Annotated in this window: 28 protein-coding genes; 9 read left to right on the top strand and 19 right to left on the bottom strand. The window is 67.7% G+C overall.

The window, feature by feature from the left end:
• Positions 1–17: 17 nt before the first annotated feature.
• Positions 18–1268: an MFS transporter gene (locus tag BM355_RS01590; RefSeq protein WP_245760519.1), complete on the top strand. Its 1251-nt coding sequence runs from the start codon at positions 18–20 to the stop codon at positions 1266–1268.
• Here the strand turns inward: BM355_RS01590 and BM355_RS01585 are convergent.
• Positions 1261–2370: a S1C family serine protease gene (locus BM355_RS01585; RefSeq protein ID WP_245760518.1), complete on the bottom strand. Its 1110-nt coding sequence runs from the start codon at positions 2368–2370 to the stop codon at positions 1261–1263. The genes BM355_RS01590 and BM355_RS01585 overlap by 8 nt on opposite strands.
• Before the next feature lie 278 nt (positions 2371–2648).
• A complete protein-coding gene (tpx, locus tag BM355_RS01580; protein ID WP_091693261.1) occupies positions 2649–3149 on the bottom strand; it encodes a thiol peroxidase in 501 nt (166 codons plus the stop codon).
• A 38-nt stretch (positions 3150–3187) separates the two neighbouring features.
• Here tpx and BM355_RS01575 point away from each other — a divergent pair, with 38 nt between their 5' ends.
• Positions 3188–4108 carry a patatin-like phospholipase family protein gene (locus BM355_RS01575; protein WP_091693257.1) on the top strand — a complete coding sequence of 307 codons (921 nt, stop codon included), beginning with the start codon at positions 3188–3190 and terminating at the stop codon, positions 4106–4108.
• Positions 4109–4126: 18 nt separating this feature from the next.
• On the opposite strand, the gene BM355_RS01570 is transcribed toward BM355_RS01575, so the two are convergent.
• Complete coding sequence (locus BM355_RS01570) at positions 4127–4738, bottom strand: PACE efflux transporter (protein ID WP_091693254.1); 612 nt, start codon at positions 4736–4738, stop codon at positions 4127–4129.
• Between the two features lie 356 nt (positions 4739–5094).
• Between BM355_RS01570 and BM355_RS01565 the strand changes: the two genes are divergently transcribed.
• Entirely contained in the window at positions 5095–6234 is a 1140-nt protein-coding gene (locus BM355_RS01565; RefSeq protein ID WP_091693252.1) for a DUF808 domain-containing protein, read from the top strand.
• 26 nt (positions 6235–6260) lie between these two features.
• On the opposite strand, the gene BM355_RS01560 is transcribed toward BM355_RS01565, so the two are convergent.
• Positions 6261–7664 carry an HNH endonuclease gene (locus tag BM355_RS01560; protein WP_177227793.1) on the bottom strand — a complete coding sequence of 468 codons (1404 nt, stop codon included), beginning with the start codon at positions 7662–7664 and terminating at the stop codon, positions 6261–6263.
• 138 nt (positions 7665–7802) lie between these two features.
• On the opposite strand from BM355_RS01560, the gene thpR reads away from it, so the two are divergent.
• Positions 7803–8363, top strand: a complete 561-nt coding sequence (gene thpR / locus BM355_RS01555) for an RNA 2',3'-cyclic phosphodiesterase (protein WP_091693901.1) — start codon at positions 7803–7805, stop codon at positions 8361–8363.
• Positions 8364–8383: 20 nt separating this feature from the next.
• Here the strand turns inward: thpR and BM355_RS01550 are convergent, their stop codons facing one another.
• Positions 8384–9208, bottom strand: coding sequence for an alpha/beta fold hydrolase (locus BM355_RS01550; RefSeq protein WP_245760516.1), 825 nt, complete (start codon positions 9206–9208; stop codon positions 8384–8386).
• Between the two features lie 26 nt (positions 9209–9234).
• Between BM355_RS01550 and BM355_RS01545 the strand changes: the two genes are divergently transcribed.
• Complete coding sequence (locus tag BM355_RS01545) at positions 9235–9996, top strand: PIG-L deacetylase family protein (protein ID WP_091693897.1); 762 nt, start codon at positions 9235–9237, stop codon at positions 9994–9996.
• A gap of 15 nt (positions 9997–10011) precedes the next feature.
• Here BM355_RS01545 and pcm read toward each other — a convergent pair whose 3' ends face one another.
• From pcm to BM355_RS01530, 3 genes are all read right to left on the bottom strand, one after another.
• On the bottom strand, positions 10012–10587 hold the full coding sequence (pcm, locus tag BM355_RS01540; RefSeq protein WP_245760515.1) for a protein-L-isoaspartate O-methyltransferase: 576 nt from the start codon (positions 10585–10587) through the stop codon (positions 10012–10014).
• A gap of 249 nt (positions 10588–10836) precedes the next feature.
• Positions 10837–11280: a VOC family protein gene (locus tag BM355_RS01535; RefSeq protein WP_091693242.1), complete on the bottom strand. Its 444-nt coding sequence runs from the start codon at positions 11278–11280 to the stop codon at positions 10837–10839.
• A 113-nt stretch (positions 11281–11393) separates the two neighbouring features.
• The gene (locus BM355_RS01530; RefSeq protein ID WP_091693240.1) at positions 11394–12218 is read right to left on the bottom strand and encodes a uracil-DNA glycosylase; all 825 of its coding nucleotides are present in this window, start codon (positions 12216–12218) and stop codon (positions 11394–11396) included.
• A gap of 131 nt (positions 12219–12349) precedes the next feature.
• Between BM355_RS01530 and BM355_RS01525 the strand changes: the two genes are divergently transcribed.
• Complete coding sequence (locus BM355_RS01525; RefSeq protein ID WP_091693237.1) at positions 12350–12838, top strand: GNAT family N-acetyltransferase; 489 nt, start codon at positions 12350–12352, stop codon at positions 12836–12838.
• A 153-nt stretch (positions 12839–12991) separates the two neighbouring features.
• Complete coding sequence (locus BM355_RS01520) at positions 12992–14167, top strand: baeRF2 domain-containing protein (RefSeq protein WP_091693235.1); 1176 nt, start codon at positions 12992–12994, stop codon at positions 14165–14167.
• A 75-nt stretch (positions 14168–14242) separates the two neighbouring features.
• Here BM355_RS01520 and BM355_RS01515 read toward each other — a convergent pair whose 3' ends face one another.
• The 6 genes from BM355_RS01515 to BM355_RS01490 all read right to left on the bottom strand — a co-directional run bounded on the left by BM355_RS01515 (position 14243) and on the right by BM355_RS01490 (position 18392).
• A complete protein-coding gene (locus BM355_RS01515) occupies positions 14243–15166 on the bottom strand; it encodes an NADP-dependent oxidoreductase (protein WP_177227792.1) in 924 nt (307 codons plus the stop codon).
• 29 nt (positions 15167–15195) lie between these two features.
• Positions 15196–15780: a thymidine kinase gene (locus BM355_RS01510; protein WP_091693228.1), complete on the bottom strand. Its 585-nt coding sequence runs from the start codon at positions 15778–15780 to the stop codon at positions 15196–15198.
• A gap of 195 nt (positions 15781–15975) precedes the next feature.
• Positions 15976–17250 carry a saccharopine dehydrogenase family protein gene (locus BM355_RS01505; protein ID WP_091693224.1) on the bottom strand — a complete coding sequence of 425 codons (1275 nt, stop codon included), beginning with the start codon at positions 17248–17250 and terminating at the stop codon, positions 15976–15978.
• Between the two features lie 97 nt (positions 17251–17347).
• Positions 17348–17668, bottom strand: coding sequence for a HigA family addiction module antitoxin (locus tag BM355_RS01500; RefSeq protein WP_091693220.1), 321 nt, complete (start codon positions 17666–17668; stop codon positions 17348–17350).
• On the bottom strand, positions 17643–17924 hold the full coding sequence (locus BM355_RS01495; RefSeq protein ID WP_091693216.1) for a type II toxin-antitoxin system RelE/ParE family toxin: 282 nt from the start codon (positions 17922–17924) through the stop codon (positions 17643–17645). Before BM355_RS01495 ends, BM355_RS01500 begins: the two co-directional genes overlap by 26 nt.
• A 105-nt stretch (positions 17925–18029) precedes the next feature.
• On the bottom strand, positions 18030–18392 hold the full coding sequence (locus tag BM355_RS01490) for a zinc ribbon domain-containing protein YjdM (protein ID WP_091693211.1): 363 nt from the start codon (positions 18390–18392) through the stop codon (positions 18030–18032).
• A 570-nt stretch (positions 18393–18962) separates the two neighbouring features.
• On the opposite strand from BM355_RS01490, the gene BM355_RS01485 reads away from it, so the two are divergent.
• Positions 18963–20128, top strand: a protein-coding gene (locus tag BM355_RS01485; RefSeq protein ID WP_091693207.1) for an IS3 family transposase whose coding sequence is annotated in 2 segments (ribosomal slippage) — positions 18963–19239 and positions 19239–20128 — 1167 coding nt in all. Because the reading frame shifts where the segments join, the coding sequence is not laid out codon by codon here.
• Positions 20129–20407: 279 nt separating this feature from the next.
• Here the strand turns inward: BM355_RS01485 and BM355_RS01480 are convergent.
• Genes BM355_RS01480 through ychF form a run of 4 tightly spaced genes read right to left on the bottom strand, consistent with a single transcriptional unit; the run spans position 20408 to position 24809 of the window.
• Positions 20408–21622, bottom strand: coding sequence for a hypothetical protein (locus BM355_RS01480; RefSeq protein WP_091693203.1), 1215 nt, complete (start codon positions 21620–21622; stop codon positions 20408–20410).
• Positions 21619–22443 carry a TIGR02391 family protein gene (locus BM355_RS01475; RefSeq protein WP_091693201.1) on the bottom strand — a complete coding sequence of 275 codons (825 nt, stop codon included), beginning with the start codon at positions 22441–22443 and terminating at the stop codon, positions 21619–21621. The genes BM355_RS01480 and BM355_RS01475 overlap by 4 nt, the downstream gene beginning before the upstream one ends.
• A 15-nt stretch (positions 22444–22458) precedes the next feature.
• Entirely contained in the window at positions 22459–23649 is a 1191-nt protein-coding gene (locus BM355_RS01470; protein WP_143109377.1) for an exodeoxyribonuclease VII large subunit, read from the bottom strand.
• 53 nt (positions 23650–23702) lie between these two features.
• Positions 23703–24809, bottom strand: a complete 1107-nt coding sequence (gene ychF, locus BM355_RS01465) for a redox-regulated ATPase YchF (RefSeq protein WP_091693193.1) — start codon at positions 24807–24809, stop codon at positions 23703–23705.
• Between the two features lie 38 nt (positions 24810–24847).
• Between ychF and BM355_RS01460 the strand changes: the two genes are divergently transcribed.
• A complete protein-coding gene (locus tag BM355_RS01460; protein WP_091693188.1) occupies positions 24848–25330 on the top strand; it encodes a hypothetical protein in 483 nt (160 codons plus the stop codon).
• A 42-nt stretch (positions 25331–25372) separates the two neighbouring features.
• Here the strand turns inward: BM355_RS01460 and BM355_RS01455 are convergent, their stop codons facing one another.
• Positions 25373–25894, bottom strand: a complete 522-nt coding sequence (locus BM355_RS01455) for an O-acetyl-ADP-ribose deacetylase (protein WP_091693185.1) — start codon at positions 25892–25894, stop codon at positions 25373–25375.
• Positions 25895–26065 lie beyond the last annotated feature (171 nt).

Here is a 26065-nt window from a genome sequence, read left to right as displayed (position 1 = left end):
CCGTGTAGAACTGTGGGGTGCTCGCTTCGACCCCGTCCCCGTCTCCCTCGCGCCGTCCTGGTCTTGCCGTCCCGCTGGGGCTGGCCATGGCAGCGGTCCTGCTGATCTCCGTCAATCTCCGCCCCGGGGCCACGTCCCTGGGTCCGGTCCTGCAGGAGGTCTCCGCTGCCCTGGGACTGGATGGCAGCGGCGCCGGCATGCTGACCGCGCTGCCCGGACTGTGCTTCGGCGTGGTCGGGTTCGTCTCGGTCAGGCTGGGCCAGCGCGCCGGCCTGTCGGTGGCGATCGCCCTCGGCATGGGGCTGACGGTGCTGGGTCTGCTCACCCGGGTGTGGATGCCGAACCCCTGGCTGTTCCTGGGCCTGACGGCGGTGGCACTGGCGGGCATGGGGATCGGCAACGTCCTGGCCCCGGCCTGGATCAAGCGTCATGGCGGCCCCCGCACCGTGCTGCTGATGACGCTCTACAGCGCGTTCCTCACCGTGGGCGGATCTGCGGGCGCCCTGCTGTCTGCCCCGCTGGCCTCCGGTGTCGCCGATGCCCTGGGACAGACGGACGGGTGGCGCTGGTCCTTGGCCCTGTGGGGACTGGTCGCGGTGATTCCGTTGGGACTGTGGCTGGTGGTGGCCCGCCGCACCGGCCATGACTTCCCACCGACCCCTCCGGGCGACGGACCCGCCACTCTCCTGACTCACTCACCTGCCGCGGTGGCGCTGACGGTGCTGTTCGGCGTGCAGTCCATGAACGCCTACGTCCAGTTCGGCTGGATCCCGCAGATCTACCGCGACGCCGGCCTCTCTGCAGGTCATGCAGGGACGCTGTTGGCCGTGATCGCCGGGCTGGGGGTCATCGGTGGGCTGATCATGCCCACGGTGATCGACCGCTCCCGCACCCTGGCCCCGTGGATGGTGGGCTTCGGAACCCTGACACTGATCGGCTACGTGGGACTGCTGCTGGCGCCGGTCTCCCTGGCGCTGCTCTGGGCGATCATCCTGGGGCTGGGCAGCTTCGCCTTCCCCACCGCGATCGCTCTGATCCCGGCCCGCAGTCGGGACCCGCACGTCACTGCTCGGCTCTCCGGGTTCGTCCAGCCGGTGGGTTACATCCTGGCGGCGATCGGCCCGTTCGTGGTGGGTCTGATCCACGCGGCCACCGGGACCTGGACCGCTGTGCTGATCATGATGGCCTGCTCCGGCGTGGTGATGACTGCCGCCGGGCTGCGCGTGGCCGGTCGAGTGGTGGTGGACGACGAGCTGACCGTCAGTTGACCACGGCCTCCTGCAGCACGGCCTGGCCCTGACGAGGCTCCCCGTCTGAGGTCCGCCACTCCACGGTGACGGTGTCCCCGGCGTTGCGGTCATTGACCAGGTCGGCCAGCTCCTTGGAGCTGACCACCTCTTCACCGTCCACGCGCAGCACGGTGTCCCCAGCGCGCAGGCCCAGCTTCTCGGCCGCTGAGCCCTCGGTGACCTCTTCGATCCGGGCGGCGCCGTCCACGGTGGAGACCATGATCCCCAGGGCGCCATCCACCCCGATGCTCACGGTCTCGGTCTCCTCCCCGGAGAGCACCTGGTCCACCACCCCGAGCGCCACGGTGATCGGAATGGCGTAGCCGTCCACCTCGCGCGCGGTCTCCCCACGCGAAGCGGCCGTGGTCACCCCCACCACCTGGCCGTCGTCGTTCACCAGGGGTCCTCCGGAGTATCCGGGGACCACATCCGCCTCCGTCTCGATCAGTCCGGTCAGCCGGGAGTAGTCGTCCGGGATCTCCGAACCGGCCATGATGGACCGGTCCAGTCCGGTCACCTCGCCGGTCACCGCCGTCAGGTATCCCTGTCCACCGCCGTTGCCGACGGCTGCCGTCAGGTCCCCACGGCGGGGCATCTGCTCATCGATGCTGACCGTGGTCAGCCCGCCGGCCTCCTCCAGCTGCAGCACGGCCACATCATGGCGGGAGTCGCGGCCCAGCACCACGGCCGTGTACCGCCGGCCCGTGTCCGCCACCGTGACGGTGACCTCTGAGGAGTCCTCGACCACGTGGTAGTTGGTCACCGCCAGACCGTCCTGGCTGAGCACCATCCCGGTCCCCACGCCCATGCCGCGCAGGGTCAGCGTGTCCACCATGAGCACTCCGGGCGCCCGCGTGACCCGGTGTCCCTCGTCCAGGCCTCCGTCAGCGATCGGCGGATCGGCCTCCCAGTCCACGCGGATGCCGTCGTGGGCCAGGTGAAGCTGCTGGGCGATCTGGTCGCCGTCGAGCACCGGCGCGGCAGCCCGCGGCTGGGAGGCCTCGATCGCCTCCTGGATCTCCTGGACGGCGAAGGTGCCCACCCCGCCGGCGAGGATCGCCCCGGCCAGGAACCCAGCCACCACGATCAGCCGATAGGCCAGTCCTCGTCGTCTCCTCGGCGGCGGTGGGGACGGACCCCAGGCCTGCTGGAGCGGGGCGTCAGGCCCTGGACCCGAGCCCGACGACGGCCACGCACCGGTCCAGTCCGACGCGGCCTGATGAGGCGGAGACCAGGGTTCTGCACTGCCCGTCCTGGGAGGCCGCTGTGGATACGGCGGAACCCCGGCCGCTGGGCGGCCGGGGTTCTCGTCGCCGTGGGACGGATGCATGGATGCTCACACAGCGATCAGACCGACGGTCAGCGCTGGGCTGCCTCCAGAGCGGCGTCGTAGTCGGGCTCGTCGGTGATCTCGGGGACCAGCTGGGTGTAGACGACCTTGCCCTCAGCATCCACGACCACGACCGAGCGGGCCAGCAGACCCTCGAGCGGGCCATCGGTCATAGTGACGCCGTAGTCCTGGCCGAAGCTGGAACGGAAGGCAGAGGCGGCGGTGACATTCTCGATCCCCTCGGCACCGCAGAAGCGGGCCTGGGCGAAGGGCAGGTCGGCGGAGGCGCACACCACGGAGGTGTTCTCCAAGCCGGCGGCGAGCTCGTTGAACTTGCGCACGGATGCGGCGCACACACCGGTGTCCAGGGACGGGAAGATGTTCAGGATGACGGTGCGGCCGGCCAGGTCCTTGCTGGTCACGGGAGCCAGGTCGGTGCCGACCAGCTCGAAGGCGGGAGCGGAGGAGCCCTCAGCGGGCAGCTCTCCGACGGTGTTCACGGTCTCGGACTTGAATGCGGTGGTAGCCATGGCCTCAGCCTACGGGTCCGCGCGGACGAGGTACCAGCATGTCGCCCCCGGAGCCGTCTAGGCTGACCATCGTGGACCTGAGCTGCAACATCACCGACACCGCCCTGCTGTTCGAGGGCGGCGGCATGCGCGCGTCCTACACGGCCCCCATGGTCGCCACCCTGTTGGAGGCGGGCATCCACACGGACTTCGTGGCCGGCATCTCCGCTGGGTCCTCCAACACGGCCAACTACATGGCCCGCGACGGCGTCCGTGCACGCACCTCGTTCGTGGAGTTCGCCGCGGACCCGCAGTTCGGCGGCTGGAAGTCATTCCTGCGAGGCCAGGGCATCTTCAACGCCCAGTACATCTACGAGAAGACCGGCCTGCCAGGCCAGGCGCTGCCCTATGACTTCGAGACCTACCGCGCCAACCCGGCCACCGTCCGGTTCGGGGCCTTCGATGCCGCCGACGGCCGGATGGTCTGGTGGGGCAAGGAGGACACCCCGCGCCTGCAGGACCTGATGATCCGGGTCCGGGCCTCCTCCACCATGCCGGTGCTGATGCCGCCGGTGAAGCTGGACGGGCGCACCTACGTGGACGGCGCGCTGGGACCGGACGGCGGAATCCCGCTTTCCGCCGCACAGGACGCCGGATACGACCGTTTCCTGGTGATCATGACCCGGGAGCGTCGTCACGTGAAGCGGCCCGAGCGTTTCCCGGCGTTCTACCAACGCTATTTCCGTACCCATCCGGCCATCGCCGAGGCGCTGATCAACCGGTGGCGCTCCTACAACGAGACCCGTGAGCGCCTGTTCGAGCTGGAGCGGGAGGGCCGGGCGTACCTGTACTTCCCGGATCGGATGCCGGTGGCCAACGGAGAGCGCAACGTGGCCAAGCTCGCCGCCTCCTACGAGGCCGGGATGGAGCAGGCCCACCGTGAGCTGCCCGCCATCCAGGAGTTCCTCAACCTGCGCTGAGCGGGGTCTGCCACCCGGTCAGGCCTGGGGCTGAGCCGAGTCGGGCATGCCGAACACCCGATCGAAGCACCACGCGTAGATGCCGGTGTAGATCAGGAAGAAGATGATCAGGGCCAGCTCGTAGACGAAGGCCTCCCACAGGCTGATCTGGAGGATCAGGGCCACGGCCGGCACCAGGAACAGCACCAGTCCGCTCTCGAAGAGGGTCATGTGCAGGATGCGCACCCACAGGGGGCGCCCGATGTGCCCGGACCAGGCTTCCCACTTCTCGAACAGCGTGTTGAAGACCATGTTCCAGATCAGGGCCACCGCAGAGGACACCACCCCCACGAGGAAGCTCGGCCCGGCGGAGTTTCCCAGGGCGGCCAGGATCAGGGTGGTGAACACGATCGCCAGGGCCTCGAAGATCACCGCGTAGACCACCCGGCGCTGAGTGGGGGTGCGGAAGACACGGCGTCCCACCAGGGCGGGCTTCCCACCTGGGCCCAGGGGGACGGCAGTGGGGCTGACGCCATCCTTCCCGACGACGGCCGGCTGGCTGGGCAGGTCGGCGGCACCTGCGGTGGGGGTCACCGACGTCACGGTGGGGTCAGTGGGCTGCGCAGCCGGGTTCGAGGCGTGCTGAGGCATGGGAAAGGACCTCCCTGGTCGGTTCTGTCCATGGGAAGTCCTCGGTGGGTTTCGCATCCATGGAAGTCGGTGCCCGGTGACGGGCACATGTCGCGCCACTCGCTCTGACCAGAGGTGAACAGGGGTCGGCGGGCCACCGGCGACCCAGTCTACCGACTCTGCCTGTGCAGAGTCTGGGCAGGACAGGGAGATCATCGTCACCGGGGGTGTCCCTGGCGCAACGCCGGAGGTGACCGGGCGTCGTCGTATGCTTTCTGCATGTCCAACACCCGCTCGGTCACCGCCACAGGCCTGTCTGCCTGTGCCCTCCGCACGTCCACTGCCACCGTCTCCCTCACTCTGACCGGAGCCCAGCGGTGAGCGGCGGCCTGGTCGCGCTGCTGGATGACGTCGCCGCCCTGGCGCGCATCGCAGCAGCCTCCGTGGATGATGTGGCCGCCGGTGCGGCCAAGGCCGGCGCCAAGGCTGCCGGCGTGGTGATCGACGACGCCGCCGTCACCCCTCAGTACGTGACCGGAGCGGATCCCTCCCGCGAGCTTCCGATGATCTGGAAGATCGCCAAGGGCTCGCTGATCAACAAGCTGCTGGTCATCCTTCCCGTCCTGCTGCTGCTGTCCTGGCTGGCCCCGTGGAGCCTCACGCCCATCCTCATGCTCGGCGGCACCTACCTCTGCTACGAGGGCGCCGAGAAGGTCTGGGGCAAGATCCGCGGTCACCATCCGGAGAAGTCCAAGCCCGCCATCGAGAAGGGGCCGGAGGCCGAGAACAAGGTCGTCAAGGGTGCCATCACCACCGACTTCATCCTCTCCTGCGAGATCATGGTGATCTCCATGAACGAGGTGGCCGACCAGGAGTTCATCGTCCGCGCCCTGATCCTGGTGGTCGTGGCCATCGCCATCACCGTGCTGGTCTACGGGGCGGTCGCCCTGATCGTGAAGATGGACGACATCGGCCTGCACCTGACCCGCAAGGACTCCGCCGGCACTCAGAAGTTCGGCGAGATGCTGGTCAAGGCGATGCCCAAGGTCCTGGGCTTCATCACCCTCATCGGCACCGTGGCCATGCTGTGGGTCGGCGGCCACATCATCCTCGTGGGTCTGAAGGACCTGGGCTGGCCGGTCCTGTATGACTTCGTCCACACCCTCGAAGCCCCCTTCGCGGGCATCGCCGCGGTGGGTCCGGCGCTGGCCTGGCTGGTGAACACCCTGTGCTCGGCCATCCTGGGCCTGGTGTGGGGTCTGATCGTGATGTTCGTGCTGCACTCCCTGCCGTTCATGAAGCACGGCAAGGACCACGGGGACAACGCTGGCGACAATCACGAGGTCGACGACACTGCCGAGGGCTCGGCAGGCCACCACTCCGGTGATCTGCGTGCACGTGTGGGTGGACTGACTCCGGGTGCCGTCGTGGCCACGGACCGCCAGGGAACCGCCGACCAGAGCAGCCCCTATCCCCCAGCGGATCAGAACCGGCACGGTTCCCACGCAGCCGAGTAGTCGCGCCCGGTCGCGGTCAGGCCCGGTCATGTGGGAACCATCCTGACCCACTCCACGTTGACCCGTGGAACCCAGCCCTGCGGGAACTCGATCGGTGGCAGTCTGCCTGCGGCCCGTTCGGCGGCGCTGCATCGTGCGGGTGAACCTGCACCTGCATTCATCTTCTGGATCAGGGACTCTGTATCAGTGCGGTACCGATGCTCGGTGGGCGTGGTGACCTCCAGTCTGTCCGGAGAGGCCTGGTGGCTCCACCCGGGGTTCTCCTTGGTGTAGTTGCACCGGGCGCACAGTCCGGAGCCGTTCGCCCAGGAGGTCTCTCCCCCGGACTGCACCGACACGGCGTGGTCCAGGTGCTTGATCTGCGCATCGCAGTACGGGGTCCGGCAGACGTCATCGCGCAGGATGACCATCCGGCGAAGCGACTCCGGGAACTCCCGGCGGCGGGACTCCATGCCCACCAGCTGTCCGCTCTGCGGATCCGTGTAGAGCCGGCGCAGGTAGACCTCGAGTGCCTCATCGCGGATCCAGGATCGAGCGCTCGAAGCCGGCAGCGGACCGTGCCCGGGGATCCAGGCAGGAATGTCCTCGCCGCCCAGCAGTGTCCGGTCTGTCATGATCAGCTGCACCTCCGCGGGGACGGCGGGAGCGGCGATCTGACCTGTGGACCGTTCCACCAGCAGGTCGGCCATCACTTGGGATCGGGACCGCCCCTCCGGGTCTCCAACCCCCACGAGAGTGGCGGCATCCCGTGTCAGCGTGGCGTAGACTCTGATCGCCTGCTGGAGCGGGACCAGTGCCGTCAGATAGGCCATGTCACCCGGCGCAGGGCGGACCGAGACGTGTCGCTGCGCCTTCTCCCGTTCACGCTGGGCCACCACGGCGGCCTGGTCCAGCTCCTGGACCAGCGCTCGCACCCGAGAGCGGAGCCGCCCGAGACTGACTTCGCCGAGCCGGTCCTTGATCGACTCGTCCACCCGGCGCCGGTCCTCGGTTGAGAGACAGATGACCTCGCGGCAGACACTGGTGGCCACCCACTCGGAGATCCGCCCGTCCGCCAAGGCCGCCAGTGTGTGGGGCATATCCGTCACCAGTGTCCGCCCCAGCCCCAGGTGCTGGGATCCTCGAGCCGGTGAGTCCCGACGCGCCAGAGCCACCTCTGCGGCAACCCCTCGGCCGCGTTCGTTCTCCGGAAGGCCCTCGGCCTCCTGGGCTGCGCATCGCATCTGGAACAGTGCAGCCGACTCGCGGGCCTGCGCGGCGGCACAGGCGCCCTTGAGTTCTTCGAGCAGCCTGATCCGATCGATGGCCTCCGCTTCATCCGCCGCCACAGGCATCTGCGCCAACTGGGCGATCAGCTCCGTCAGCGCGGCAGGCCGGAGCACCGGGTTCCGGGGCTCCTCCATGCGGTCTACTGACGATGTATCGAACATGTCTTCGACTCTAGAGTGGCGGATGGACACGATAAGCCCAGCACCCCAGAACGTGGACTCTCCTGGCCAGCTGGCCCCCTGTGAAGGAGCCGACCTCGGGTCGCCCTCCCCCTCAATCACCCTCGATACACTGCCCGCATGGGAACCAGGATGTTCGCTGCCGTCTACCCTCCCGAGGACGTCCGCGAGGAGCTGGCCGAGTTCCTCGAGGCCCGACCCGGGATGAGATGGACCCCACCGGAGCAGATGCATCTGACGTTGGCCTTCATGGAAGCCGTTCCGGACCGCTCGGTGGAACCCCTCGCTGACCTGCTGGCGGAGGCCTGTGCTGGCACCGAGTCCTTCCTGTGCGGACTGCACGGGGCCGGGGCCTTCCCACACCCTGACCGACCGGCCGTGCTCTGGCTCGGCGTCGAGGACGGCGCCGAACAGCTCCGTGGCCTGGCCCGCCGCGTCCGCAACGCCGCCAACCGTGCTGGCGCCACTCCGGACGGCAAGGCCTTCACACCCCATCTGACTCTGGCCCGCCCCGGCCGGGGCACCAACGCCACCCGATGGATCCGCGTGCTGGAGACCTTCAGTTCACGTCTCTGGGAGGTCCCCGAGGTGCACCTGGTCGAATCGGTGCTGCAGGGACACGGCCATCGGCCCCGGCATCAGAGCGTGGCTGTGCTGCCGTTGGGCACGGCCCCCTCCTAGCGCCCGGTCCACGCGGCCCGTCAGTCCGCCAGCAAGAAGGTCCGCAGCGCAGCGGTGAACGATTCGGGTTGGTCCGAATGCACCCAGTGGGTGGCACCCTTGATGGTTACGCGCAGCGTGCGGGGGAACCATCCCTCCATGGTCGGCTGGTCCTCGTCCTTGACGTAGTCCGAGCGCTCTCCGGCCATCCACAGCACCGGCCCGTCGAAGCTCTTCCCCTCCAGCGACTCGGCAGGGAAGCCCATCACCCGGTCCAGCTGGCCGTGCAGCAGCTCCAGGTTCGGCTCCCAGGCGAACCCGCCGTCAGTGCGCACCAGGTTCTGCAGCAGGAAGCCCCGCACTCCACGCTGGCCGATCGGCTCCTGCAGCTGGGCGTCGGCGTCCGACCGGCTCGAGACCGAGTCCAGGTCCAGAGCGATCAGTGATCCCAGCAGGTGGTCGAACTCGCTGCGGCCGGCTCCGGTGTCCACGGGGGCCACGTCCTCGACCACGAGCTTGCGCACCAGTTCAGGGTGACGCAGCGCCAGGATCATCGCCACCTTGCCGCCCATGGAGTGCCCCAGCACATCCACCGGACCGTCCTGGGCGAAGCCGGCTGCCAGGTGGTCCGCCACGGCATCGGCCATCTGCACGTAGTCGAACTCCTCGGTCCACGTCGACTTGCCGTGGTTGGGCAGATCCACCAGCAGGCACTGGAACTCGGGCTGCAGGGCTTTGGCGATCGAGGCGAAGTTCTTGCCCCGGCCGAACAGACCGTGCAGGAACACCAGCTTGCGGGCGGCACCGTCCTCCCCGGTCTGGACGGAGTGGATGGACGGGGTGCGGTTCGTACTCTCGACAGTCACCCCTCCACTGTAGGACTGTGGAGGACATGACGTCCTCCGCATTCCTCCCCCCGCTCCCCGAGGCACTGGACCGTTCCCTGGAGCGGATGCTGTGCATCGTGGCCCACCCGGACGACATGGAGTACGGGACTTCGGCCGCCGTGGCCGCGTGGACCGCCAGCGGCGTGGAGGTCACCTACCTGCTGCTCACCGCTGGCGAGGCCGGGATGTCCGAGCCTCCGGAACAGGTGGCCCCCGTCCGTGCCGAGGAGCAGCGTCAGGCGTGCGCACAGGTAGGAGTGAGCGATCTGCGCATCCTGGATCACCCGGACGGGATGCTGGAGTACGGCTTGGATCTGCGTCGGGACATCGCCCGCACGGTCCGGCAGGTCCGACCGCAGATCGTGGTCACGGCCTCCTTCGCGTTCGAGGCATACGGCGGTCTGAACCAGGCCGACCACCGTGCTGCAGGTCTGGCCGTGGTGGACGGTGTGCGGGACGCGGACAACCGGTGGGTGTTCCGCGAGCTCGCTGAGCAGGAGGCCCTGGAGCCCTGGCATGTCTCTGCGCTGCTGGTGGCCGGTGATGACCGACCCACCCACGCCGCCCCCGTGGACGAGCACGCCGTGCAGGCCGCGGTGCGCTCGCTGAGCAGCCACGCTGCGTACGCGGAGCACGTGGAGGACCACCCGGATCCGGCCACCTTCATCCCGCAGACACTTCACGACGGCGGCTCAGTCGCCGGATGCGAGCACGCCGTCACCTTTCGCGTGTACGACCTGGGCGGGATCGGCTCGACGGAGAGCTGACCTGGGCCAGCCGGGTCAGCCCTCCACCAGGGGCACGAAGCGGTACCACCCGTGCCGGGTGACCCGGTTGCCCTCACCCTCACGCTGGACCCGCAGCATCTCACCTCCCACGGGAATCACCATCACCCCGTCCACCGCCAGCTGCTCCACCAGTGCGTGCGGCAGGTGGTCGGCCATCGCGGAGACGAGGATCCGGTCGAACGGGGCCCGGCTCGGCATCCCGAGTTCACCGGGAACGGCGTCGAGCACCTGCACCCAGTGCCGGCCTTGGGCCCGGACCGCCTCCCGGGCGCTGGCTGCCAGTTCGGGCACCCGCTCGACCCCGATCACCGATCCGCTCTCCCCCACCAGCTCACCCATCAGTGCGGTGGTCCAGCCGGACCCGGCGCCCACGTCCAGGACCTTTTGCCCCGGGTGGACCTCCAACAGGGTGAGCATGGCAGCCACCGTGGAGGGCTGGGAGTTCGTCTGTCCGTGACCGATCCGCAGCGGGGCGTCACGGTCCGCTGAGTCCTGCAGATGCTCGGGGAGGAAGCACTCGCGAGGTACGTGCTCGAGGGCCTTCCGCACGGAACTGTCTGCAGCATTCACGTCAGGCTGCGTCCTGCTGTGGCCCGCCGAAGCCGTGATGGCACGTCTGCCGATCAGCCGATTCAGCCGGCCCCATCGATCCCGCCAGCTCATCCCGACCTCCTGTCAGTCTCCGGAGCTCTCCACACCACGAGCCATCCGCCACTGCTGCAGCCCGGCCACACCGGCCGCTGCCCCGGACGCCAGGGCACAGCCCAGACCGTCCACCAGGAGGACGGCCCGGGCTCGTCAGCTGTCCATCGGCATCTCTCACCCGGCCTGCTGTCCGCGGTCGGCCTCCACCGAGAAGGACCACATCACGCCGAAGCGGTCGAAGACCGTTCCGTAGTGGTCGCCCCAAGGCGCCTGCTCGAAGGGCATGCCCACGGACCCGCCGGCGTCCACCAGCTTCTGGATCAGCCCCTGCGCCTCGTCCACACTGTCCGCGGTGTACAGCAGCGAGTAGGCGGTGTCCCGGATGACGTAGTCGTTGCCGTCCTCCATGGCGTCTCCCCCAGCCAGGATGCTGCCGCCCGGAAGCGTGAGGGTCACGTGGGCCACGGCCTGGGGATCGGGTTCGAACGGCATGCCCTCCATGGGCATGTCGCCGTATCTGACCATGTTCAGCTCCCCGCCGAACACCTCATGCCAGTGGGTGAAGACCTCCGCGGTGGTCCCGGGGAAGGCGATGTATGTGGCGACGGTGGCAGTCATGATCTCTCCTTGAGGACGTGCACCTGTGGCCGGCTCCGTGTCCGACCCAGGCACAGACTACGACTCCACCCGGACACGCAACAGGTCCGCTCCCCGACCCACAGCCGCCCGACTCACAGCCGCCCGATCGCCTCGTCCAACATCGACTCGGTGAGCCGGCCGGTGAAGGTGTTCTGCTGGCTGACGTGGTAGCAGCCGATCACGCGAAGGTGCGTGCCGTCGTCGCGCAGGAATGTGGTCTCCGCGCCGTGGCCGAACGCCACGCGCGGGCGGGGCATCTGCCAGCCCAGGCGCGCTGCCGCCGCGTGCACTGCCTGCCAGCCGATCCCGCCCAGCACCAGCGCCGACTCAGCACTGTCTGCCAGGACGAGCTCCCGGTCCATCCAGCCGCCGCACGCGGCACGCTCGTCCGGGGTCGGCTTGTTGCCCGGAGGCGCGCAGTGCACGGGCGCGATGATCCGCACGCCGTGCAGCTCCAGCCCGTCCCCCGCCGCCCACGACTCGGCCTGGGTGGCATACCCCGCGCGGTGCAGTGCGGCCATGATCCAGTCCCCCGAGCGGTCACCGGTGAACATCCGTCCGGTGCGGTTCCCGCCCTGCGCCGCCGGGGCCAGCCCGATCACCAGCACGCGCGGCCGCTGCTCCCCCAGGCTCGGCACCGGCCGGCCCCAGTACGGCTCCCCCAGGAATCGTCGCTGCTTGGTGGCGGCCACCTCCTCCCGCCAGGCCACCAGTCGCGGGCAGGCGCGGCACACGCTGACCATGGCATCCAGGTCAGGTCCCGACGACGCCCGGCCCGCCAGCGCTGCCACCTCACCGGCACTGTGGGCCACGGGAGTGGCCGGGGTGGCCGGATCCCCCGGCCACCCCGTCCCCGGGGGCACCGGTGAGGGGAAGGGCTGCCCGGTGATCGGGTGCGGGAGCGGTGAGGTGACCATGCGCCCACCGTACGCCGATGCTCCGACCCCCTTCCCGGGACAACGCCGTCCCGGAACCGACCCTCGGGTGTCCCGGGAAGGGGGTGGGAGCGGCATCTGACACACGGGGCATGATCTGCGAGCATGACCGCATGAGTCCTGAGCGCAGCGCACCACCCGCCACCGTCAGCTCCGTCCGATCTGCCCCTTTCTCAGAGCTGGATCCGCGCACCGCCTACTTGCTGTGGCGCCTGCGCTCGGAGGTGTTCGTGGTGGAGCAGCACTGCCCGTACCTGGACCTGGACGGACGGGACCTGGAACCGCAGACCGTGCACCTGTGGGTCGAGACGGCAGAAGACCCCGGAACGCCCCTGGGCACCCTGCGCATCCTGCAGGAGCCGGACGGGAGCACCCTGCGGATCGGGCGCGTGGTGGTGGCAGAGCAGCACCGGGGAGCCGGGTTGGCCGCACAGCTGATGCAGGCCGCACTGGATCAGGTGGGCGAGCGCCGGTGCGTGCTGGACGCCCAGGCTCATCTGGCCCACTGGTACGCCCGGTTCGGGTTCGCGCCGTCCGGCCCGGAGTTCCTGGAGGACGGGATCCCCCACGTCCCGATGACCCGACCGGCGACCACCGACTGAGCCGAACCGGCCCCTCTGAGGTGAGCGGCCGTCGTCGGGAATCCTGGCCCTTGTGTGAGCCGAGCCACAGTGACAGGGTGGAGACTCACCCGAGGCGTCCGAGCCGAGCGTGACCCGGCTGGGCGCCGCACCGACTGCACTCAGGAGGCCCCTGTGAAGCTGCCCTGGCTCAAAGCCGCGCTCGACCTGGACGGACCCTATGTCTCGGTCTATCTGGACACCAGCAGGAACCACCCGCAGGCCGCCGCCGAGCTCTCCACTCGGTGGGAGCAGATGCGGCATCAGCTCGCCGCGGACGGCGCGCCGGAGGAGCTGCTCGAGCGGATCGAGGAGACCGTGCTCGAGCCGCCGAAGATCGGAGGTCGGCACGGGCGGGCGCTGTTGGCCGCGGGCGGTGAGATCGTGCTCAACCGGGTGCTGCCCGTCCCGCCGCTGACCCAGCGTGCCCACTACGGCGAGGTCCCCGAGCTGCTCCCCCTGGTGCAGTTGACACCCCAGGCGGTCAGCCAGCTGCTGGTGGAGGTGGACCGAGCCGGGGCGGACCTGCATCTGCGCTCCGCGGAGAACCCCTCGACCCCGCAGGCCACGAACGGGCTCGGCGAGGACGCCACCGTGGAGGGTGGACATGACGAGCTGACCAAGTCGAAGTCCGGCGGCGGCTCCTCCCCGCACGGTTGGCGCACGTCCAACTTCGAGGCCCGCGTGGAGGACTCCTGGGAGCGCAATGCCGAGGCCGTGGCCGCCACGGTGAACCGGATCGTCACCGAGCATCATCCGGACATGGTCCTGGTCACCGGAGACGTGCGCGCCCTGGGGCTGCTGGAGGCCGAACTGGGCCAGGAGGTGCGCGCCCGGCTGCACCAGGTGCCCGGCGGCACGCGCGGGGTGAGCATGGACCGGGAGTCCTTCCGCGAGGAGCTGGCGCGTGTCACCCAGGGGTTCATCGACGCCCGGCTGCGCGAGCTCTCCGATCGGTTCCACGAGAGCCAGCAGCGCGGGGCCGAGTCCGTCTCCGGTGCCGAGGAGACCGCCCAGGTGCTGGAGCGGGGGCAGGTGGATGAGCTGCTGTTCGTGATCGGGCGCGAGCCGAAGAACATCGAGTCGCTGATCCGCCAGGCGATCGCCACCGACGCCGGGGTCTCCGCGCTGCCCGCCGAGGCCGCCACCATCACCGAGGGTGTGGGAGCACTGCTGCGCTGGCGGGACGACGCCACCCCGTCCACCTCGCTGTCCAGCATGAGCGGGGACGCGCGCCGCGAGGACGCCGTGAACCCGGACCGCAACGAGGTCTCCCCGCACGCCGCCGAGGAGGCCAAGCTGCGGTCCTGACGGACCCGCACTGCAGAGCACGACGACGGCGCGAGACCTGAGTGGTCTCGCGCCGTCGCGTGTGGGGTCGCCGAGTCAGTCCTGGACGGTGATCACGATCTTGCCGTTGGCCTCGCCCTCACGGCTGATCCGGAACGCCTCCGGCAGCTCCTCCAGCGGCAGGGTGCGGTCGATGTCCAGCTGGATCTCGCCGGTATCCAGCATCCGCAGCAGCTCGGCCAGCCCGGCACCGTCCGGCCGGACCCACAGCCATTGGCCCCCGTGCTCCAGCACGGCCGGGTCCGCGATGGAGACGTGCCGGCCACCCTCCGTGAGCACGGCCAACGTGGTCTCCAGGACCTCACCGACGAAGTCCGCCACGGCGTCCACACCGTCCGGGGCGATCTGCTGGACCCGCTCGGTCAGTCCCTCGCCGTACTCCACGGGAGTGACCCCGATCCTCCGCAGCTTCTCGAAGCTCTCCGGCGAACAGGTGCCGATCACGGTGGCCCCGCGGCGGGCAGCCAGCTGGGCGGCGAGGAACCCGACCCCACCGGAGGCCGCATGCAGCAGCACGGTGTCCTCAGGACCCACGTCCAGGGCGTTGACCGCGCGCCGTGCGGTCAGTCCGGTCAGCGGCAGGGCGCCGGCGTGGTCATCGGAGACGCCGTCTGGGATCATCGCGGCGAACTCCACCGGGATGGTCACGTACTCGGCGCAAGTCCCACCGGAGACCACGATCTTCCGTGCGTAGGCGGCCACGCGGTCCCCCACGGCGAACTCGGGGGTGTCAGGGCCCACCTCGTCCACCACGCCAGCCACGTCCCAGCCGGGTATGGCCGGGAAGCTGGCGTCCATCATCTGGTCCAGCGCGCCGGACATCACCTTCCAGTCCACCGGGTTCACCGAGGACCGGGTCACCCGCACGCGCAGCTGACTGGGTCCCACCTTGGGCAGGGGCTGCTCGGTCAGTTCCAGGACGGACTCGTCTCCGTACTGTGCATAGGTCATAGCTCGCATACCGTGTGCAACCGAGCAGGACGGGGGCTCTATTCCAGGTGGCGCCGGCACCGAGCCTGGTAGGACTCGGTCCCGCCGATGTGCTCGGCTCGAGCCACCGTGGGGTCCGTGGCGCCCGGCTGCGAGGCCGACGCCGCCTGGATCCGCTGGTGGTACACCGCGTCCGCCCCGCACACCGCGCACACCGCGGTCAGCTTGGTGACCTGCTCGGCCAGGGCCATCAGCTCCGGCAGCGGCGGGTAGGGCTGGGCGTCGAAGGTCACGCACAGGCCGGAGACCACGACGACGGCTCCCTCACCTGCCAGCGTCAGCACAGTGGAGATCAGGTCAGGGCCGAAGAACTGTGCCTCGTCGATCGCCAGCAGGTCCAGGTCCTGGCCCGAGGCCAGGGCGAGGATCTGCTGGGAGTCCGTGGCCGTCGTCGCGGGGATGCTCCGTCCGGTGTGGGTGGAGACCTGTTCCACGCCGCGGCGGTCATCCAGGGCATGGGTGATGACCAGGACGCGCCGTCCAGCCAGCTGGGAGCGGTGGACGCGGCGCATCAGCTCCTCGGACTTGCCGGAGAACATGGGTCCGGTGATCACCTGCAGGCTGCCGGCGCGTTCGGTGCTCATGGCTGGGAGCGTAGTGCAAGCTCGGTGCAGCGGCCAGGTTCATGCCCGTCACCCAGGGGACGGGCGAGCCCAGGGCGTGGCCCCCGCTCAGCGTGGAGACGCGGATGAGTTCGGCTCCGGAAACACCGAGCACCTCGCAGGACGACGCCTGGGCTGAGATCATCACGGCCACCTCGGACTTCCTGACCGAGATCGTCAGTCCCTGACGCGCTCCACCTGGAAGGTGAAGCCGTGGTCGCGGAGCCGTTGAACCAGGACCTCGCCCAACGCTGTGGCTGGCGTCAGCACACCGGCCCGCTGCGGCAACTGGTCTTCGTCTTCGGCCAGAGCCAGCGCCGATTGGCCCAGCATGATCGCGGTGCCGCTGTACCCCGGGTCGTAGTCAGCCGCCACGCGCGTGCGGTACCGGGCGCCCGTCGTCGTGGTGGTCTCGATGTCCATCACGAAGCGTCCGTTGTCCATCGAGTCCTGCCCCGGACCGGATCCGGGCTTCGGCAGCACGCGGTCCAGCAGAGTCCGCGTGGGCGTGAACCACATGCCTGCGGCCAGTCCGCCCAGGGCCGTGGCCGTGGCCGCGGCCCGCACCGCCCCGGTGGCCCCCTGCCCGGTGTCGGAGACCTCGTGGTAGCGGAACTGCCGACCATAAGACCAATCGGTGAGGGCGTTGCTGCGCCGTACCACGCGCGTGTTGTATCCGGCCATCACGAACGGCGCGGTCCAGCGGCCGGTCTGCGCGTCCTGGCGGAACGGCAGCTTCCGCAGGAGGCCGTCGAGCCTGGTCCGGGGCTTCTCGCCCTTCGGAGTGGCTGACCCGGCGGGCTCAGCGCCCCGTTCCGGCGAGAGTCCGTAGGGATCGCCCACCGTCCGGCGGCTCTGGGCGTCCTGGGACATCTGGCGGATCTGCTCGCGCATGGAGTCGATCGTGCCGCCGCTCAGTCCCCCGCGCAGCGAGCGCACGTGCAGGGTGGTCTCCCCCGGCGTGCCTTCCCCGTCCTCGGCGACGCGCTGGGCCGTCACCAGCACACCGAGGTCGGAGGGCACCGAGTCGAAACCGCAGGAGTTCACCAGACGTGCTCCGGAGGCCACTGCCGTCTCATGATGGCGATCGATCGCCTCGCGCACGAACAGGACCTCGCCGGTCAGGTCGCAGTAGTGGGTGCCGGCCTCGGCGCAGGCGCCCACCAGCGGCATCCCGTACCGGGCGTAGGGTCCCACGGTGGAGACCACCACGCGCGTGCTCCGCGCCATGGCACGCAGGGCCTCCTCATCTGAGGCATCCACGACGACGGCCGGCCAGTTCGCCGCGGAGGGTGGCAGTTCCGCTCGGGCGGCCTCCAGGCGGTCCTTGCTCCGGCCAGCGATGGCGATACGGAGGTGGTCGGGAGCATGATGCGCCAGATGCGCGGCAGTCAGCCTGCCGACGAACCCGGTGGCACCGAACAGGATCAGGTCGAACTCACGTTCACTCATCCCCCGACTGTAGGTGCTGTTCAGCGGTCCCGCACCACAGCGAGCGTACGGATCCCGGCGAAAACGGACACCGGTGGGATGGTGCCGCAGTCGACGCTTAGGCGACTGCGAGGGGTGTGATCGCAGAGATCTTCTCCCGTAGCGCCCGCCGTTGCAGTCGGAGCTCGTAGTTCGTCTGCAGGTTCATCCAGAACTCCTCGGATGTCCCGAAGTAGCGCGCCAGACGGATAGCAGTATCAGCAGTGATCCCCCGCTTGCCGTGCACGATCTCGTTGATCCGACGCGGCGGCACACCGAGGGACACGGCGAGCTTGTTCTGCGTGATCCCAAAACCCTCGATGAAATCCACCATCAGAATCTCCCCCGGGTGGATCGGCTCGATCAGGTCGTTCTCAGTGGTAGTCGATGAGTTCGACATCTTCTGCACCTCCCTCTCGCCAGACGAAGCAGATCCGCCACTGCGCGTTCACACGGATGCTGTGCTGCCCGCGACGGTCTCCGACCAGTCTCTCGAGTCGGTTCCCAGGCGGGATCCGTAGGTCCTCGACGTCCTTCGCCGCATGAATCAGCTCGAGCTTTCGCAAGGTCGCCCTCTGCACCGTCCGGTCGACGCGCTTGACATACTGCTCATGCCAGATGCGTTCGGTGTCCTTGGTGCCGAACGATCTGATCACGTTCTCAGTCTATGACGTGATCCGTCATTGACGGAAGGCGTTAAACCAGATTCACGACCTTGTGGTCGGTCCCAGCAACGTCGATGCGCCCGCCCCCATCGACGCTCAGACGGATTTCTTCACCACGCTGGACTTGAGCTGCATACGGCCGAAACCCGGCACGGTGGCGTCGATGTCATGCCCGCCCACACCGTCGGTGATCAGACGGATGCCCTTCACCTTGGTGCCCGCCTTGATGGCGCCGCCTCCCCCGCCTTTGACCTTGAGGGTCTTGACCACGCTCACCGTGTCGCCGTCGGACAGCACGTTGCCCACAGCGTCCTTGACCGACGATTCCTCCCCTGCCACCTCGCCGGACGGGCCCTGCGCAGCCCACTCGTGGCCACACATCGGGCAGACCAGAAGGTCACCCTGCTCGTAGGTGCACTCCTCCGAGCAGGCTGGGCAGGCCGGCAGAGACTCAGACATTGAAGCGGAACTCCTTGCGTGCATACTTAGCGTGCCTGCTTCCCAGTGATTGCAACGGTTGTGTTAGATCCTGACACATTCTGAACGACACAGAACCCTCAAGACGACACAGTGCCAGGGAAGCCATGCATGAAGCGTAAGCCCATCGAGGTGCTGACTGATCATGATTCTCACGGCGCAACTTGCTCACGGTCTAATAGCGGAGGTGTCGAGGGCGGGACGAGCGTCGAGCGCGACTTAGTGGGCTTGAGATTGGTCGTCGGCTGGATCTGTACCCCGGCCTGCTTGACGAATTGGGCCGCCGACGTTCTGGCTCATCCAGAACTGCGGGATGTGCTTCCATGAGGATTGGGTAGCTCCATTCGGCGACGATGACCAAGCATGCCGCGAGGATCGGAATATTTAAGCCGAAGAAGAATGGCGTCGCTACGGTGCGATCCTGCATGAAGTGCCATACAAAGAGTCCGACTAGATACAAGCTGCTGAACCAGCGGGTCTGCTGCACGATCAGGTATGGATCGGTTTCCAGTTGACGTCGCTAGCCGATGGTCTTCATGGAAGGCTCATCGCATGCCCCGCCCGTACCCTCCAGAGTTCCGTGCCCGGGCCATCGCTCTGGTCCGCGAAGGCCGACAGGTCAAGCAGACCGCGCAGGCCCTGGGTATCCACGAGGTCACCCTCCACACCTGGCTCCGACAGGACGACATCGACCACGGCCGCCGACCGGGACGAAGCAGTCGCGAGTCTGCCGAGCTCCGCGCGGCGCGCGGCCGTGTCCGGCAGCTCGAGCAGGAGATCGCGATCCTCCGGCGGGCCGCGACGTGGCTCGACGAGGAGGGAGGAGTGGACCCAAAAGGGCGCACCCGGTGATCGACAGACTCGTCGACGCCGGGGCACCCACAAGCACCTGCTGCCGCCTTCTGGGCGTCTCTCGCCAGGGCTACTACCGCTACCGGAAGCGTCCCACCAGCGCCACTGAGCTGCGCCGACGCTGGCTGACTGGACTGATCCGCGAGATCCACATCGCCTCTCGTGGCACCTACGGCTACCGCCGGATCCACGCAGAGCTCACCATGGGCATGAACATTCCCTGCTCCAGCCGGCTCATCTCCGTCCTCATGACTCGCGCCGGAATCGGTGGCCTTCCAGGCCCAGCCCGCATCAAGCGACTCAAGGGGGTCGCCACAGCGGACGACCTGGTCAACCGCAAGTTCCACCGTCTCGCGCTGAACGAGCTGTGGGTCACCGACATCACCGAGCATCCCACCCGCGAAGGCAAGGTCTACTGCGCCGCGGTCTTGGACGCTTGCAGCCGCAAAATCATTGGCTGGGCCATCGACTCCAAACAGGACTCCACCCTGGTCGTCAACGCCCTGGACATGGCAATCCGTGCACGCCAGCCAGGGCCCGGAGGGATCGTGCACGCAGACCACGGAGTCCAGTTCACCTCCTGGGTCTTCACGCAGAAGATCCGTTCAGCGGGACTGCTGCCCTCGTTCGGGACCGTGGGAGATGGCCTGGACAATGCGATGATGGAGTCGTTCTGGTCGAGCATGCAGATCGAGCTGCTGAACCGGAAGAAGTGGAAGACCCGGATCGAACTCGCGAACGCGATCTTCGAGTACATCGAGGTGTTCTACAACCGTCGTCGACGGCACTCCTCACTCGAGTACGCGACACCCCACGACTACGACCTCGCCCGCACCCCGCGGGCACTCACCACCACCGGAAGCTAGCGACCAAGAGTGGGAACCAAACCGTAGGGCAGGTCACACTGTCACCTGATCGTGCAGCAGACCCGCCACCACAGAACCGCTGGAGGCACGCTGTTTCATAATGATTTGCACCAGGTCAAGGCAGGTTTCGTGAAATGGCCGATCGAAACTCGAAGTCCCGAGACAGTGATCGCGAGTCGCCATACGTCGTCTGTCATCGCCTCAGGTTCTTCAAGGTCGTCTGCGAGAGGTTCGCGACCCTGGACGTGAGACTGGCAACCCCTGCCCAGAGCGCAGTGATCAGTCACTACCATGGGACGCGGCTCGAGCGATCCGGTTCGCGTACCCGATGAGGCTCGTCACGAGCATGAGGACCTGCACGCAGTTCCGCTTGCTGAACTGGCGCGAGGAGACGCCGTGGACGCTCGCGTGGCGCGAGTAGTAGTGCGGTACCTTGTCTCCCTTGTGCTTCCAGAACTGCTCGTGGGCGTTCCAGATCGGCAGCCACACCATCGCCTCGTGGACGCCCATCTCGTCGACAGCATCGGGCACGTCCGCGCCCTTCTTCCGATTGGTGATGGCCCGTCGAACAGTCTGGTCGGGGTGGAAACGGTAGATCAGGGTGTCGAGCGTGACCGTGAACATAGCTTGTGCGGAGCGGGCGTGCCCTGCCCGCATCGCTCCGAGGCCGTCGAGGGCGAACTTCACCTCGTCGCCGACCGCCTTGTGGTCGGTTCGCTCGAGCACGGCGGCGCAGTCTTCGATGATCGAGTCGTAACAAGCGCCGAGGACCTGCCGCCTGGCGGAGCGGTCCTCTGCACGGAGCAAGCGTAGCGCTGTGCGACCGCCTGGCACGAGGTACAGGGGGATGCCCTCCTGCTCCAGGAACTCGTGCACCTGATGGGCCTGGATCTCATCGGCGTACTCCCTCAAGTTCGGCGGGAGAAGTGCACGGTTGAATCCGCGCAGCAGCTCGGGGTCGAAGAGCGGCTTGAGGGAGACGCGAAAGCCCTCCACCATCGACGCATGCTGCGCGGAGACTCGCTTGAGCATCGCATCGGTCTGCGGGCTGAATCCGATATCCTTCAGCGATGGGAAGTCGATCGCCGATGCCGAGAACGTCGGCATACTGGCCACGAACGAAGCCACCTGCGTTCTGAGCTGTTCGTTGTAGGGCTCGATTACGCTTTTCGTCAGCGCGTCGACGTCGGGCATCACCGCCTTCATTTGATCCTGCAGGCGGCGATTCAGCGGATCCATTATCCCGCGCGCTTGCCCCGAGAAATCTGGAAGCATGCCCTTCATCTGATCCTGGAGCGGCGCGAGCATCTTCGCAACGAAATCGTCCATGTTCGGCATCAGCGACCGCGCGAACCCGTTCTGCAATCGGAACCCGGTCGTGGGCCTCGGTCCGTCGTCGAGGGAACGCTGTGCGTCTCCCTCATCCGGCGAGCTGTCTGCGTGGCCCGGCTCGTGGTCCGGATTGTCCTCGCGGTCATCGTCGTCGTGGCTCATCGGGCTGCCTCAACCCGCCGAGCCCCGTCGAGGCGGCGGTGGACCATCGAAACCATTGTCAGCACCTCGAGGAGCTCGTCTTCACTGATCGAGCGGCTCAGCCTCGGGTCATGCGCGGTTGGGTTCCTGTAGAGCCCGTTCAAGCCCTTCACGAGGTTTGCAAGTCCGGTCTGCTCGTCCTTCTCGGTCTGCGTCTGCAGCGAGTTGATCGCGAGCATCGGCACGCCTGACTTGCCGAGTGTCAGCGTGGCATCAATCAGGGCCGCACCATCACCGGTCGCGCCGGTCAGGCCGCGCAGGCGGGCGAAGATGCTCTTCGTCGCCTCCAGGCATGCGTGGAAGTGCGCCTTCATGAGCACCTCCACCGAGCAGTAGCGAAGCACCTCCGGATGGCACTTGCGCCGCAACAGCTCGTCGCGGATCGACGTGGCGATGCGAGAGGCTTCGTCCAGGGTCTGGGCTACCGCCCCTTTGGCGACCTGCCCCCGGTCGTTGACCCGGAGCCCGACGAACGCCAAGTGCTCGTTGAGGCGGTCCTGGCGCAACGTAAAGAGCTCCGGTTGATTGCGGTACCTCACCGGCTCCATGGCCGAGAAGATGAACGTGATGATGCGCTTGGAGCTCTGGTCCTTGTTCTGGCGAGCGACGAACGCCTCTGCGAGGCGGTCGCGTTTGGTCGCCGTCGGAATCGGGTCCTCCATGCGCAGCCGAGCAAGGAGGTCACCGATCTCTCGACCGGTCAGGCCGTCGGACGTGTCGGCCAGGACATCGGCGACGGCCTTGAGGACCGGGTAGGACCAAGGAGGCTGCAGCACAGTCATGTTCGGATCATCAGGTCAGCCCCGATGTTGGAGGTGCATTCGACGAGCATCCATGACCTCGTCCTCCAGCTCTTTCAGAGCACGCTCGATGCTTGACCCGCTACCAACGCTCTTAGCGCCATTCTCGAGACTGCGGGTTCCCGTTGCCAGGATCATTCCTAGCCGTTGCTCGTACTGAACCGTCTCTGCGAGGAACAGCGTCCGGGCATCGCTCGGGGTGCGGCAGACACGCACGGCGAGGTTCTCCACCGACATCGGATCGCTCGCGTGTCCAACAGCGACCCAGCACGGCACTTCGAGGCCCTCAAGATGAGGCTCTAGCGCGGCGTGGACCTTCGCGAGGTTATCTTTGCTGCCGCCGCCATACGCGATCACGATCGCATCCTGGTCGGATTTGAAGGCTGCCAGCGCGCTGCTCATCTGCGCCGCGAAATTGGCGCTGCTGCGATAGACGGTCCGGAGACTGCATTCCAGCTCCGGGTGGTCCTCAAGCTCGGCGATGTCACTTCGCGCAGCCTCGCCGCCGGGGACGATGACCCCGACTCTCCACTTCTTCCGCGGCAACGCACGTGAGCTCGCGGCATCGAGCAGCAGTTGGGGACCCGGTGCGGTCGATGCGAACGATATGTTGTTCATCTCGCCGGTCTTGAGTCCAACGCTATTGTGCCGCCACAAAAAGTCACTCAGCGATCTTAGTAGCGCGGTCACGCGGGCCACCGTTTGCGGATCACCGTCGCGAACTGCTACGTGCTGGACGCGCTGCGACGCGTATGCGCTCCAGCCGACTATTAGCTGTGGAAGCAGCAAGTCCAACTCATCGATAAAAGCTTGGCCCTCCTCGCCGCATGCGGCCAGCGCGCGTTTGACGTCGTCAACCCGGTCTTCCGTCGATGGTTGGACCACATCGCCGATCTCCGCCCACACGACGGATTCGAGTTCGAGGTCACCGTCGAGACCGGACGAGAACTCCCGCATGACCTCTCGGACGAGACCCACCCGGCTGGTGAGAACCGAATGTGCCCTCTGTGACAGAGGGCGCAGAAGCATACGCAGCACAGGACGCGGAGTCTTGGAATACGGGCCCGAGCGTCGGAGCGCCATCTCACCAGGCACGAGTTCGACTGCCGAATCAAGCCATGCGTCGGCCAGACGCTCCTCGCCGAGAGCTAGCAACTTAAGATGCACGCCGACGATCAGCGAGTTCATCAGGGCATGGCGACCCTGAAAGCTAGAGATCTCGTGATCGAGCGGTGCCCCAGTCACTTCTTGCCGCTCCCAGATGGCCCTCCATGCCGGAACTCGACGACGTCGCCGTCCTGCATGATGTAGTCCTTGCCCTCCATGCGGACCTTGCCCTTGGCCTTGGCCTCGGCCATGGAGCCGGCGTCCACGAGGTCCTCGAAGGAGACGATCTCGGCCTTGATGAAGCCGCGCTGGAAGTCGGTGTGGATCACGCCTGCGGCCTGCGGGGCGGTGTCGCCCTGGTTGATGGTCCAGGCGCGGGCCTCCTTGGGACCGGCCGTCAGGTAGGTCTGCAGTCCCAGGGTGGAGAAGCCGACGCGGGCCAGCTGGTCCAGCCCGGACTCGTCCTGGCCGTTCATCTCCAGCATCTCCCGGGCCTCCTCCTCGGAGAGCTCCACGAGGTCGGACTCCAGCTTGGCGTCCAGGAACACGGCCTCGGCCGGGGCCACCAGGTCGCGCAGCTCCTGCTGCTTGGCCTCGTCGCCCAGCACGGAGTCGTCCGCATTGAACACGTAGATGAAGGGCTTGGCGGTCAGCAGGCCCAGCTCGCGCAGCGGCTCCATCTCCAGCTTCTCGGTCTCGATCGCCGAGTAGATGGTGTCACCGCGCTCGAGCACGGTCTGCACGGCCTGCAGGGCAGCCACGTCGCTGGCCTCACGCTTCTTGCCGGTGACCTCCTTCTGCCACCGCGGCAGGGCCTTCTCCACGGTCTGCATGTCCGCCAGCACCAGCTCGGTGTTGATGGTCTCCATGTCCGAGGCCGGAGAGACACGCCCGTCCACATGGACGACGTCGGAGTCCTCGAAGGCGCGCACCACCTGGGCGATCGCATGGGCCTCACGGATGTTTGCCAGGAACTGGTTGCCCAGGCCTTCACCCTCGGAGGCGCCCTTGACGATGCCGGCGATGTCCACGAAGGACACCGTGGCGGGCAGGATCCGCTGGGACCCGAAGATCTCCGCGAGCTTGTCCAGCCGCTCGTCCGGCAGGTTGACCACACCCACATTGGGTTCGATGGTCGCGAACGGATAGTTCGCGGCCAGAACGGTCTGACGGGTCAGTGCATTGAAGAGGGTGGACTTGCCAACATTGGGCAGGCCGACGATTCCGATTGTAAGAGCCACGGTTGTCCATGCTACCGGGCACTGTTAGCGTCCAAGACGTGAGCGATCAGCCGAACAACCCATCCCCCACCCACGACCCCGATGCCATCCCGGCCGGGACCAAGATGCCCGAGGGCCAGCCTCAGCCGCCCAGCGAGCGCGTCTCCCCCCTGGTCTTCCTGGGCATCCAGCACGCGATGGAGTCAGTGGGTGACGGCTCCGGCATGGACCCGTTCCTGCTGGCCGTGACCGCCGACGACCAGAAGGGCCTGTGGCGTTTCCCCGGGTCCAATGAGCAGCACGTCACCGAGCAGCTGGCTCAGCTGGACCCCAAGCCGGCCATCGCCGTGTCCGTGTTCGACGGCCAGATGCCGGTCGAGGATGAGCTGCACGATGCCCTCATCATCACCGCCTGGGACGACGCCGAAGAGAAGTCCGCCCAGGTGGTCCAGCTCTACAAGCCCGGCGCCACCGCCGAGGACGAGGGCACCCCGGTGGGCAACCCCATGGTCTACGGCAACGGGGAGAACGTCCTGCGCTGACCGGCGCGCCCCACTCCTGAACCACGCGAAGCCGCTTTCCGATCAGCCCTCCAGGGCGGTCCGGAAGGCGGCTTCGGCCGTCTCACCGCGGGGCACGAAGATGACCTCCTGCACCACGTCGCCCACCTCGCCGGCGGTCTCACGGCAGGTCTGCACGGCGATCCGAGCCGCGTCATCCATCGGCCAGCCGTAGATCCCCGCGGAGATCGCCGGGAACGCCACGGTCCGCGCGCCGAGCTCCTTGGCCACTCGCAGCGACTCCCGATAGCAGGACGCCAGGGTCTCCGACTTGTCGATCGTCTTCGCCCACACCGGACCCACTGTGTGGATGACCCATCGCGCCGGAAGGTTCCCGGCCGTCGTCGGGATGGCCTGTCCGGCGGGCAGGCCGTCCGGCAGCTGCGTCTGCCGCAGGCGCCGGCACTCGGCCAGGATCTCCTTTCCACCGCGGCGGTGGATGGCGCCGTCCACTCCCCCGCCGCCCAGCAGGGTGGAGTTGGCCGCGTTCACCACAGCGTCGGCCTCGGTCTGGGTGATGTCCCCGGGACGGATGCTCAGTTCCATGGCTCCACGGTAGACCCGGGCGTCCCGGTGATCGAGCCCGCAGATCTCTGATGCAGTGCTTGTCGAGATCCGTAACTCGGTTGCACGGTTCGACCAGTTCTTTGCCCCGGGGCGACAAGGCGTGCAACAGGGACACCAATCTGGACGAACAGTGCAACAGGGTCTGGCAGA

The sequence above is a fragment of the Micrococcus terreus genome (assembly GCF_900116905.1).
Taxonomy (GTDB): Bacteria; Actinomycetota; Actinomycetes; order Actinomycetales; family Micrococcaceae; genus Citricoccus; species Citricoccus terreus.
The sequence above is the reverse complement of the archived record's forward strand: the minus strand, read 5'-3'. Positions and strand labels throughout refer to the sequence as shown.

Coding starts and splice junctions, on each gene's coding strand:
- tpx (WP_091693261.1), bottom strand. CDS start 3,149: ATGGCTACCACCGCATTCAAGTCCGAGACCGTGAACACCGTCGGAGAG.
- BM355_RS01575 (WP_091693257.1), top strand. CDS start 3,188: ATGTCGCCCCCGGAGCCGTCTAGGCTGACCATCGTGGACCTGAGCTGC.
- BM355_RS01570 (WP_091693254.1), bottom strand. CDS start 4,738: ATGCCTCAGCACGCCTCGAACCCGGCTGCGCAGCCCACTGACCCCACC.
- BM355_RS01560 (WP_177227793.1), bottom strand. CDS start 7,664: ATGTTCGATACATCGTCAGTAGACCGCATGGAGGAGCCCCGGAACCCG.
- thpR (WP_091693901.1), top strand. CDS start 7,803: ATGGGAACCAGGATGTTCGCTGCCGTCTACCCTCCCGAGGACGTCCGC.
- BM355_RS01545 (WP_091693897.1), top strand. CDS start 9,235: ATGACGTCCTCCGCATTCCTCCCCCCGCTCCCCGAGGCACTGGACCGT.
- BM355_RS01535 (WP_091693242.1), bottom strand. CDS start 11,280: ATGACTGCCACCGTCGCCACATACATCGCCTTCCCCGGGACCACCGCG.
- BM355_RS01530 (WP_091693240.1), bottom strand. CDS start 12,218: ATGGTCACCTCACCGCTCCCGCACCCGATCACCGGGCAGCCCTTCCCC.
- BM355_RS01525 (WP_091693237.1), top strand. CDS start 12,350: ATGAGTCCTGAGCGCAGCGCACCACCCGCCACCGTCAGCTCCGTCCGA.
- BM355_RS01515 (WP_177227792.1), bottom strand. CDS start 15,166: ATGCGAGCTATGACCTATGCACAGTACGGAGACGAGTCCGTCCTGGAA.
- BM355_RS01510 (WP_091693228.1), bottom strand. CDS start 15,780: ATGAGCACCGAACGCGCCGGCAGCCTGCAGGTGATCACCGGACCCATG.
- BM355_RS01505 (WP_091693224.1), bottom strand. CDS start 17,250: ATGAGTGAACGTGAGTTCGACCTGATCCTGTTCGGTGCCACCGGGTTC.
- BM355_RS01500 (WP_091693220.1), bottom strand. CDS start 17,668: ATGTCGAACTCATCGACTACCACTGAGAACGACCTGATCGAGCCGATC.
- BM355_RS01490 (WP_091693211.1), bottom strand. CDS start 18,392: ATGTCTGAGTCTCTGCCGGCCTGCCCAGCCTGCTCGGAGGAGTGCACC.
- BM355_RS01480 (WP_091693203.1), bottom strand. CDS start 21,622: ATGAGCCACGACGACGATGACCGCGAGGACAATCCGGACCACGAGCCG.
- BM355_RS01475 (WP_091693201.1), bottom strand. CDS start 22,443: ATGACTGTGCTGCAGCCTCCTTGGTCCTACCCGGTCCTCAAGGCCGTC.
- BM355_RS01470 (WP_143109377.1), bottom strand. CDS start 23,649: ATGAACTCGCTGATCGTCGGCGTGCATCTTAAGTTGCTAGCTCTCGGC.
- BM355_RS01455 (WP_091693185.1), bottom strand. CDS start 25,894: ATGGAACTGAGCATCCGTCCCGGGGACATCACCCAGACCGAGGCCGAC.